9 protein-coding genes are annotated in these 9,322 nt (G+C 59.3%); 5 read left to right on the top strand and 4 right to left on the bottom strand.

The annotated features are described in order from the left end of the window. A partial coding sequence (locus ACIREA_RS19290; RefSeq protein ID WP_397383968.1) for an AMP-binding protein occupies positions 1-1,597 on the top strand: 1,597 nt, incomplete at its 5' end. A gap of 45 nt (positions 1,598-1,642) precedes the next feature. Further along, positions 1,643-2,143 carry a DUF4262 domain-containing protein gene (locus ACIREA_RS19285; protein ID WP_397383967.1) on the top strand — a complete coding sequence of 167 codons (501 nt, stop codon included), beginning with the start codon at positions 1,643-1,645 and terminating at the stop codon, positions 2,141-2,143. A 48-nt stretch (positions 2,144-2,191) separates the two neighbouring features. On the opposite strand, the gene queA is transcribed toward ACIREA_RS19285, so the two are convergent. Further along, positions 2,192-3,172, bottom strand: a complete 981-nt coding sequence (gene queA / locus ACIREA_RS19280; protein WP_397383966.1) for a tRNA preQ1(34) S-adenosylmethionine ribosyltransferase-isomerase QueA — start codon at positions 3,170-3,172, stop codon at positions 2,192-2,194. Positions 3,173-3,309: 137 nt separating this feature from the next. Here queA and ACIREA_RS19275 point away from each other — a divergent pair, with 137 nt between their 5' ends. Together ACIREA_RS19275 and ACIREA_RS19270 are read left to right on the top strand one after the other, a co-directional pair. After that, positions 3,310-4,437, top strand: coding sequence for a Gfo/Idh/MocA family protein (locus ACIREA_RS19275; RefSeq protein ID WP_397383965.1), 1,128 nt, complete (start codon positions 3,310-3,312; stop codon positions 4,435-4,437). Between the two features lie 101 nt (positions 4,438-4,538). After that, on the top strand, positions 4,539-5,222 hold the full coding sequence (locus ACIREA_RS19270; protein WP_397383964.1) for an SDR family oxidoreductase: 684 nt from the start codon (positions 4,539-4,541) through the stop codon (positions 5,220-5,222). A 14-nt stretch (positions 5,223-5,236) separates the two neighbouring features. Here ACIREA_RS19270 and ACIREA_RS19265 read toward each other — a convergent pair whose 3' ends face one another. Further along, on the bottom strand, positions 5,237-5,974 hold the full coding sequence (locus ACIREA_RS19265) for an RluA family pseudouridine synthase (RefSeq protein WP_397383963.1): 738 nt from the start codon (positions 5,972-5,974) through the stop codon (positions 5,237-5,239). Further along, positions 5,971-6,708 carry a M15 family metallopeptidase gene (locus ACIREA_RS19260; protein ID WP_397383962.1) on the bottom strand — a complete coding sequence of 246 codons (738 nt, stop codon included), beginning with the start codon at positions 6,706-6,708 and terminating at the stop codon, positions 5,971-5,973. The genes ACIREA_RS19265 and ACIREA_RS19260 overlap by 4 nt, the downstream gene beginning before the upstream one ends. A 63-nt stretch (positions 6,709-6,771) precedes the next feature. Here ACIREA_RS19260 and ACIREA_RS19255 point away from each other — a divergent pair, with 63 nt between their 5' ends. Next, positions 6,772-8,013, top strand: coding sequence for a prepilin peptidase (locus ACIREA_RS19255; protein ID WP_397383961.1), 1,242 nt, complete (start codon positions 6,772-6,774; stop codon positions 8,011-8,013). A gap of 126 nt (positions 8,014-8,139) precedes the next feature. Here ACIREA_RS19255 and ACIREA_RS19250 read toward each other — a convergent pair. Beyond that, positions 8,140-9,322, bottom strand: a 1,183-nt coding sequence (locus tag ACIREA_RS19250; protein WP_397383960.1) for a sulfatase/phosphatase domain-containing protein, incomplete at its 5' end; no start/stop codon positions are given.

Raw genomic sequence — 9,322 nt, 5'->3', positions numbered from 1 at the left:
CCTCGGCTATGCCTTGATCCTGGGCTTTAAAAAACATGGCACCCGCAACAGCGTGGTGGATGGCAAGGACGACAAGATCCTGCGATTTGACAAGGTTTTTGCCACGGCACTTGCGCTGTCAGAGGTCGTGAAGAAGGAGACCAAAAAGGCACGCGTCGGCATCATCCTGCCGCCGGGTTTGGGCGGTCTCATCTGCAATGTGGCCGTCGTCATGGCCGGGAAGATTCCGGTGAACCTCAACTTCACCGCCGGACGCGCCGCCATTGAAAGCTCCATCCGCCGTGGGGAGATCGACCGCTTCCTGACTGCTGACATCTTTGTGCGCAAGATGCAGAGCTTCCCCTGGCCGCCGAGCAAGCAGCTCATCCTCATCGAGCGCATCCTGCCGAAGATGAAGCTCGCCATCGCCAAATGGCTGGTGCTTAGCAAGATCCTGCCCGCCGCCATTCTGGCTGCCATGCTGGGCATTTCGAAGAAGGGCGGGCGCAAAGAGGCGCTGCTGCTCTTCACCAGCGGCAGCTCCGGCGAGCCCAAGGGCGTCGCGCTCACGCACCGCAATCTGGTCGCCAACGTCATGCAGTTTGGCAGCCGTCTCGGCATGCAGAGCAACGACAGCATCCTCGGCTGCCTGCCGCTCTTCCACAGCTTCGGCTGCACCGTCACCCTGTGGTTTCCGATCATCTACGGGCTGCATCTTGTGACTTATCCGTCTCCGCTGGAGGTGAAGAAGCTCGCGCAGCTCATCGAGAAATATCGCATCACGCTGATGATCTCCACGCCGACCTTCCTGCGCAGCTACCTGCGCGGCGTGAATCGTGAGTCTTTGGCCTCCATCAAATACTGCGTCACCGGCGCAGAAAAACTTCCCAGCACGGTGGCGGACGCGTTTGAAACCCGCTTTGGCAAACGTGTGCTCGAAGGCTACGGCCTCACCGAAACCTCCCCGGCTTCGAACTTGAACCTGCCTGACCCCGAATCGCTCGGCGATGAAGAAAGCGGCTACTGCTGGCTGCCCAGCCATCGTCAAGGGTCCGTCGGCCACGTCGTGCCCGGCATGGCGGTCCGCATCACCAATCCGGACACCGACGAGCCCATCCCGCTGCATCAGAGCGGCATGATTTGGTTTAAGGGCCCGAACGTCTTTGAAGGCTATCTCAACGATCCGAAACGCACCGCCGAAGTGCTGAAGGACGGCTGGTTCCGCACCGGTGACATCGGTCGCGTCGACCTCGACGGCTTCCTCTACATCGAGGGCCGCCTCAGCCGCTTCTCCAAGATCGCCGGTGAGATGGTGCCGCATGAAACCGTCGAAGAAGCCCTGGTGAAAGCCATGGGACTCGAAAACGAAACCGTGCGCAAGATCGCCGTCGTCGGCGTCCCTGACATCGACAAAGGCGAGGCCCTCATCCTCCTCACCTGCATGCCCGGCGGCCCCGAGCACCAGGAGATCCTCGACCTCCGCTACCGCCTCCTCGACAAAGGCATGCCGCCTCTCTGGATTCCGAAAAAGATGATCCGCGTGAGTGACATCCCTGTCCTTGCTTCGGGGAAGCTGGATGTGCAGAACTGCGAGAAGATTGCGAAGGCTGGGATGTGAAAGTAGCCCAGTTGCGCCGCAATTGGAGGATTCTCGATGCCTTGTATGATCTCAAATTTCCAACTGCCGAAAGCAGAGGATGAATCAGATCGCAAGCTGCTGGCTGATGTGCAAAATGAAGGCCTGCACGTCCTGAGAATCCTTGAGGGCGAGAAATGCCCTCAGTTCTGTTATTCCGTCGGTTTGTATTACACTTTTGGGCATCCCGAAATTTTGGTTATGGGACTTCCTCCTGATGTGGGGCATAGAGTGCTTAACCTGGCAGCCACACGCATCGCGGGAGGCAAGATATTTGGTGATTATGAAAAGACGGATGAATTGATTGAAGGTTTTGAGTGCAGTTTCTTGCCCATCTCTGTTTCTCAGTACAAGGATTATCTCGGGTATGCGATCTGGTTCTATCGGAGTTTGAAGCAGCCATTTCCCGCCTTGCAGCTCGTTTGGCCTGACAAAAGTGGAGTTTTTCCTTGGGAGGAAGGGTATGACGAGAGGTTCTTCAGTTTGCAGCGATTGCTGAATGTCGAGAACGAAGAAGCCGGGATGTAGAAATCAGCCCAGTTGCGGCGCAACTGGACAACTTTGCTTCGCGCTGCCTCACACAATCAGCATGCAGTCCCCGTAGCTGAAGAAGCGATAGCGTTCACGAATCGCCTCCTCATACGCCTGCATGACCAGCTCTTTGCCTGCGAACGCGCTCACCAGCATGATGAGCGTGGACTTGGGCAGATGAAAATTCGTCAGCAGGCCACCCGCCACGCGAAACTCAAAGCCGGGATGAATGAAGATGTCTGTGCTGCCTTGGGTGGCGATGACTTTCCCATGATCGCGCGCCACGGTCTCCAGCGTACGCAGCGCGGTGGTGCCGACGGGGATCACCCGCTTGGCTGTTTGTACTGCTTCGGCTGTGGCCGCTGAGACTTCGTAGACCTCGGAGTGCATCTTGTGATCGGCGATGTTCTCCACCTTCACCGGCTGAAACGTGCCGACGCCGACGTGCAGCGTCACAAACGTGTGGGGCAAGGGATTCAGGACATCCGGGGTGAAGTGCAGCCCCGCCGTGGGTGCTGCGATGGAGCCTTCGCTGCGGGCGAACACCGTCTGATAACGCTCGCGGTCGGCAGGCTGATCATCGCGGCCCATGTAGTGGGGCAGGGCTAGGTGGCCGTGCTTGGATTCATCTACAACGCGGTCGAACTCGATGATGCGGTCGCCATTGTCCTCCATGATCTCCACCACGGTCCCCGTGGCTTCACCAATCTGCACCGTATGGCCGAGCCGAAATTTCTTCCCCGGCTTCACCATGCAGCGCCAGCGCGTGGGCGTCAGCGGGTTGAGACGCAGCACCTCGTGGCCATGATTGGTGAAGTAGCGCGCCGGAACCACGCGCGTGTCATTCAGCACCAGCATGTCTCCAGCTTCGCGCGAGATGAACTCGCCGACCTCCCGGAACGTCCGGTGCTCAATCCTGCCTTCTTTGCGATGCAGCACCATCATCCGCGACGCCGAACGATCCGCCAGCGGTTCACTGGCGATGAGTTCAGGCGGCAGGTGGTAGTCGAAGTCGGAGGTCAGCATGCGGTGCTCTTCCCTAACTTGAAACTTTGAACCTGAAACCTGAAACTTCGCCTTCCCCGTCCGATTTCCCCCAAACTTTGTCCTTCCCATGTCCCGCCGTTCCCGCCTATAAGAGCGGCGTCATCCTTCCAATCATCATGTCAGACAAAAAGCTCAATATCGCCGTCGTTGGCCTCGGTTTCGGGGCGGAATTCATCCCCATCTGGCAGCGCCACCCGCTGACCACCTGCTACGCCATCTGCCAGCGCGATGAGAAGAAACTCAAGACCATCGGCGATGCCTTCGGCGTGGACGTGCGCTATACGGATTTCAAGGCGATGCTCAAGGACCCGAACATCGACGCCGTCCACATCAACTCGCCGATTCCAGATCACGGCTGGATGAGCATCGAGGCGCTCAAAGCGGGCAAACACGTCGCCTGCACGGTGCCGATGGCCACCAGCATCGAAGACTGCAAAAAGATCTGCGATCTCGTCAAGAAGACCGGCCTCAAGTACATGATGATGGAGACCGTCGTCTATGCCCGCGAGTATCTGTTCATGAAGGAACAGCTCGATCAGGGCAAGCTGGGCAAGCTGCAGTTTGTGCAGGCCTCCCACCAGCAGGACATGGACGGCTGGCCGAACTACTGGCCCGGCCTGCCGCCGATGTGGTATGCCACGCATTGCGTCGGCCCAGTGGCTGGCATGATCGGCAAGCCTGCCGAATACGTGAGCTGCTTCGGCTCAGGCACCGTGCGCAAAGAACTGCAAAAGTGCTACGGCTCCCCCTTCGCCGTCGAGACCGCGCACATCAAATTCAAAGGTACCGATGTCAGCGCCCGCATCATCCGCAGCCTGTTTGACACCGCCCGCCAGTACCGCGAAAGCATCGACGTCTATGGCGACAAGGCCTCCATCGAATGGCCGCTCATCGAGCATGAGCCGCTCATCCTGCACCGCGCCAAACTGCCCGAGCACAAGATCCCGAAACTGATCAAGACTCCCGACTTCGCCAAACGCCTGCCGAAGCCGATCCAGCGCTTCACCACGAAGGGCGTCTATGATCTTGGCAAGAAGACGCATCTCAGCTTCACGCAAGGCAGTGGCCACGGCGGCAGCCATCCGCACCTCGCCAACGAGTTCGCCAATGCCCTCGCTGAAAAGCGCCAGCCTTTCCCGAACGCGGCCCAATCCGCCAACTGGACCTGCGTGGGCCTCTGCGCCCATGAGTCCGCGCTGGCCGGTGGCAAGATTGTGAAACTGCCGGCCTTCACGCTTGCGTGAACCGCCAGAAGGCATGGTGAAATATGAGGGGGTAAAAAATTCAGACTCAGAATCTGGAAATCTTTTACCCCCAATCTTTTACCAGCTAAATCTGGCTCTGCATGTCTTCCCAAAATCCAAGCCCATCCCTCTCCGCCGTCATCACCGGCGGTGCAGGGGACTTGGCACAAGTCATTGCCGCAGAACTTCAGAGTGCAGGTTACGCCGTCCTCACTCCCGGGCGTGAGGAATTGGACGTCACTAGCTCCGATTCCGTGCGCAGATACTTCGCTTCATTGCCGGGCCTTGATCTCCTCATCAATAACGCCGGCGTCTGTCGGGATGTCTCCCTGGCCAAGATGACCGAGGCGGAGTTTGATCACGTCATCGACGTTAATCTGAAGGGCGCGTTTCTCGTCTCCCAGTCGGCGGTGAAGCTGATGTCCAAGCAGCGCCATGGCCACCTCGTGAACATCGGCTCCTACTCAGCGCTGAGCGGTCCGGCAGGGCAGGCGAATTACGCTGCGGCCAAGGCGGGACTGATTGGCTTCACGCAAAGCATCGCCAAAGAATACGGTGCACGAAACATCCGCGCGAACTGCGTGCTGCCCGGCTTTCTGGAAACCAAGATGACGCGCCATCTGCTGGAGGATGCCGCCTGGCGCGAGAGCTTGATGAACCAGCACACCCTGGGCCGACTCAATACCGCACAGGACGTGGCGCGCTTCATCGTCTTCCTGCACAGCTTGGAAAACGTGAGCGGCCAGGTCTTCCAGCTCGACAGCCGCGTGCGCCGCTGGGCATAAGTCCCAATCGTACTTCAGAGCGCAAACTCCGGGGGCAGCGGTGCATCCCATCCAGATGGGAATCCTTCGAGATTGAGTTCCAGCCGCGAGGAATGCAGGGCCTGCCGTGGCAAAATAAGCCGGGACTCGAGCGCCTCCGTCCACCCGGTCTCGATGAACTCCAGGTAGCAGCGGTCATCGCGGCCATACAATTTGTCTCCGACGATGGGCAGGCCCAGATGGTGCAGATGCACACGGATCTGGTGCATGCGCCCGGTTTCGGGTTTCGCTTCGATCAAGGCGAACTTCGTACCCTCACGTTCAAACCGCTGCAAGGTGCGGAAGGCGGTGCGACATTCGGCGCCTTGCGGGTGGACGATTTGTTTCACCCAGATGTCAAAGGGCTGCACGTCGCGTGCATTCAAGATCGGCGCATCCAGCGTCAGTTCCTCCCACTCCGGCCAGCCATGCACGAGGGCCACGTAGGTTTTGTGAATCTTGCGCTCCTGCATCGCCATGCCGAAGAGACGGGCGAGTTCGTGATTCTTGGCAATGAGCACCACGCCGCTCGTTTCGCGGTCAAGCCGGTTGATGATGGACACCTGCCCGCCATTCGCAATTTCATACGAAAGCAGGTCGCACACGCGATGCCAGAGCGTGGGCGGGCCCTTGGGATCTCCCGGATGGATTTGCAGCGGCGCGGGCTTGTTGACCACGATGTAGCCGTCCGTCTCATCGATGACGGTGAAGGTGGCGTTATTACGAATGCTCACGGTGGTGACATCCCGGGAAGGGCGATCCGCCAGCCGTAGACGATGGGCTGGGGATTGTTGAGGTATTCTGCGTCATCGAAGTGCCACCACTCAGACTCCAACTGGATGAAGCCGGCCTGCTTCATGGCGGCCTGGAGAATTCGGAGGTTCTGCGCCACCACGGGATCGCTCCCACGGTAGTTGATGCCGGCATGAGCGAAGTCCTGGTCAAATCCGGTGGGCATTCGCTGTTGGTTGCCTTGCGCATCGACCAGTGTGAGATCGACCGCAATGCCTCCGCAGTGGCGGCTCCATCCCGCATTCGGGGAGAGAAACATGCCCGTGCTGCCGCCTGCTTTGTGCAGCGTCTCCTGCGCCTCCGGCGGTCGATACGCATCCCAGATGCGCAGGCCGTAACCCTGAGCTTGCAGGATCGCCTGGGCCCGCTTCAGCTTTTCCGCCGTTTCCGTCCGTAGCAGGCAGGGCATGTGGGGCGGGTAGATGGAGTGACCGGTGATGTTATCCGCAGTGGCGTAGCGCAGATCGATGGTGATGCCCGGAATCACTTTGCGCACATCCACGAGGCCGCGCTCACGCGCCAGTTCAAGGGTGCGGCTGGAATTAAGGGGGCGGCTAGCATCAAGGGTGCTGCTCGCATACAGCGTGCCGTGCCCCTGCTGCGGACTGGCACAGGAGCTGAGGGCGGCGAAGCCGAAGAAAATGAGGCGCAGGCTGCGCCAGGAATCTGAAGTCATGCTTAGTTTTTGCTTCCGTATTCACGCACGGCAGGCCAAGTTTGCAAACTTCAGCCCACATTCATGCGCTTTCAAATTCTCAACACCCTGCTGCACATTCTGGCCTTCTACATGGGGGCGGGGATCGGCTCCTTCCTCAATGTGGTCATCTACCGCCTGCCGCTGGATATTTCGGTGAACAATCCCCGGCGCAGTTTCTGCCCCTCCTGCAAATACAAGATCCCGATGTGGCAGAACATCCCGCTGCTGAGCTGGCTGCTGCTGCGTGGAAAATGCGCGAATTGCGGGGGCAAGATTTCCATCCGCTACTTCCTGGTGGAGTTGCTGACCGGCGTGGCATTCTACTTGGTCTTTCTGAAGATCAGCGGGGAGTATGCGGCGGGCGGCAATCCCTGGTTCATGATCAAAGCCTGGGGACCGCACGTGCTCTGCCTGTGGGTGTTCATGAGTCTGCTGATCTCGGGCACGTTCATCGACATCGACCACTTCATCCTGCCGCATCGGATCACCATCGGTGGCACGGTGGTCGGGGTGCTGGCCTCCTGGTGGGTGCCCGCTCTGGTGGCGGAAACCACCCATACTCGGGGCCTGCTCATCTCCCTGGCAAGCGCCGCCCTTGGCCTCGGTGGTCTGTGGATCGTGGTGGAACTGGGCAAGCTGGCCTTTGGCAAAGTGAACCACCGGCAAAAGCCCGCCTTCCTGAAATCAGCCTCGCCGGGAATGTGCAAGCTGATGGGGAAACTCATGGGCTGCGAGTGGCTGGATGGATCCGTGAAATGGAGCGTCGTTCAGGAAGATGAAGAGCAGCCACCAGTAGTGTCCATCGGACGCAAAAAAATGGAGTGGGGGGACATTTTCGGCATGCGTGACTCCGACCACATGGTGATCACCTGTGACGATCTGAAGGTCAATGACCGCACCTGGCAGAACGTCACCGCAGTGATGTGGATGGAGAAACTGCTCGTGAAGTCCGATGGCGCTGGGGAGGAGTTTCCGCTGGAAGGCGTGAAGACACTGCATGGCACGGTGTCTCAGGTGGTGATTCCACGCGAGGCCATGGGCTTTGGCGATGTGCTCTTTCTCATGATGATCGGCTCCTTCTGCGGCTGGCAGGCGGTGCTTTTCACCATTTTTGCCGCATCGGTCATCGGCACCCTGTCTGCCATTGTGCCCCGCATTCTCGGCAAGGCCGAATGGAGCGCCAAGATCCCCTTCGGCCCCTACCTCGCCCTAGGCGCCGCACTCTGGGTCTTCTACGGCCCGCCGATTGTGGAATGGTATGTGAGCAAGACGATGTGGCGGTGAAAGGCGCTCGCAGAGGAATAGCAGGCCCTGCCGTCTGGCAGGAGAGGGATCATCCTGATCCCTCAATGCTCAGCTTCGCTCCCTCCCTTTCAAACGGGGATCAAGATAATCCCCACTCCATTCGGATCACTCCGCCTTCTTCCCGCCTGCCTTCTTTTTGCCCGCCCCCTTGCCTTTGGGTTGCTCAGGTGGATTGACCTCGCCATCGAAGGCTTTGTTGCCGAAGGCAAAGCGCGGCGGGGGCATTGTTTCCTTCACCTCGGTCTGCAGGCGGATGATTTCGGCTTTGAGTTCCTTCACGGTGTCGGCGTAGGCCGGGTCGTCGTAGAAGCTCTTGGTCTCGAGCGGGTCCTTTTCGCGGTCCATCAGTTCCCAGTCATCGACGTCCGGCTTGTAGTAATGGATGAGCTTGTAGCGGTCCGTGATGACGCCGTAGTGCGGTCGCACACGGTGCGGCACCGGATACTCGTAGTAGTGGTAGTAGAGCGATTTGCGCCAGTCGGCGGGCGTTTCGCCTTTGAACAATGGCACGAGGCTGCGGCCATGCACATCCGGCAGATTCGGGCACTGGGCGATGTCGAGGAAGGTGCTGGCGAAATCGATGAGGCTCACGATTTTGCTGCTCGTGCTGCCGGGCTTGATCACGCCGGGCCAGCGTACAAGAAACGGCGTGCGCAGGGATTCCTCAAAGATCCAGCGTTTGTCGAACCAGCCGTGCTCGCCGAGGTAGAATCCTTGGTCGCTGCTGAGCATGACCACGGTGTCTTTCGTGAGCCCTTCTTTATCGAGGTAGTCGAGCACACGACCCACGTTGTCGTCCACCGCTTTCACGCAGGCGAGGTAGTCGTGCATGTAGCGCTGGTAGCGCCATTTCACGAGATCGCGGCCTGCGGGTGCTGCCTCCCGATACTTGGCATTGCGCGGCTCGTAATAGGCGTCCCAGGCTTTCTTCTGTTCTTCGGTCAAATTGCCGGGTGTCACGAGTTTCACGTCACGATCCGTCATGGTGCGGTCGATACCCATGTCGTGATCGCTCACCGCCTTGCTGCGGCCGGAGTAGCTGTCGAACAGCGTCTCGGGCTCTTCGTACACGCGGCCCTTGTCAAAGTCGAGGTAACGGACTGGCGGCTCCCACTCGCGGTGCGGAGCCTTGTGCTGGCACATCATCATGAAGGGCTTGGTTTTGTCGCGCTGCTTGAGCCAGTCGAGCGTGAGATCACCGATGATGTCGGTGGTGTAGCCCTGGTATTTCACATTCTTGCCGTTGTCGACCATCGGCGGGTTGTAGTACACCCCCTGGCCGGGCAGC

The sequence above is a fragment of the Prosthecobacter sp. genome (assembly GCF_044373815.1).
GTDB lineage: Bacteria > Verrucomicrobiota > Verrucomicrobiia > Verrucomicrobiales > Verrucomicrobiaceae > Prosthecobacter.
Note: the sequence above shows the minus strand (reverse complement) of the source record. Positions and strands in the feature narration are given on the sequence as shown.